The 450-nt window shown below is 26.9% G+C and carries 1 protein-coding gene; it reads right to left on the bottom strand.

What is annotated here, in order from left to right:
- Nucleotides 1–450 (bottom strand): restriction endonuclease subunit S (locus OF365_RS03220; protein ID WP_263818172.1); only part of this gene is annotated, 450 nt, incomplete at both ends.

A 450-nucleotide genomic window follows, 5' to 3' on the forward strand; every position in this document is an offset into this window, starting at 1 on the left:
GAAGAAGTGATATGGATGTATTTAAACTGTGCATTATTTTAACTATACAGTTTTGCTCGTTTTTACTAGGTATTAATTTCTTTATTTTTTTGTATGTCTTGAAATACAAATGTGGAATTGTTGATCCTGTTCAATAGGTATTGAATTTAACCGTTTTAAGAAGGTAGTATAAAAATCAAGTAGAAACTATATTTGATGCAAAAAGTGCATTATTTGTCGATATAAATCATGAATTAACATCTAGATACATTAAATTTCCAATGCTTCCATCCACAGAGATTAATATAGATGGTTCATTCGTAAAATATAAATCATTGTAACCAAAAAAGGTACCTGCACTATATACAGGATATGATCCTTTGTTTTTAATTTGTGTGATTAATAAAGAAGATTTTTTAACGAGATTAACCAAATCTTCTATTCTTCTCTGTTCTCAATCGTTTGTAAATT

The organism is Ureaplasma zalophigenitalium (assembly GCF_025780055.1).
In the GTDB taxonomy this organism is placed as follows: domain Bacteria; phylum Bacillota_I; class Bacilli_A; order Mycoplasmatales; family Mycoplasmoidaceae; genus Ureaplasma; species Ureaplasma zalophigenitalium.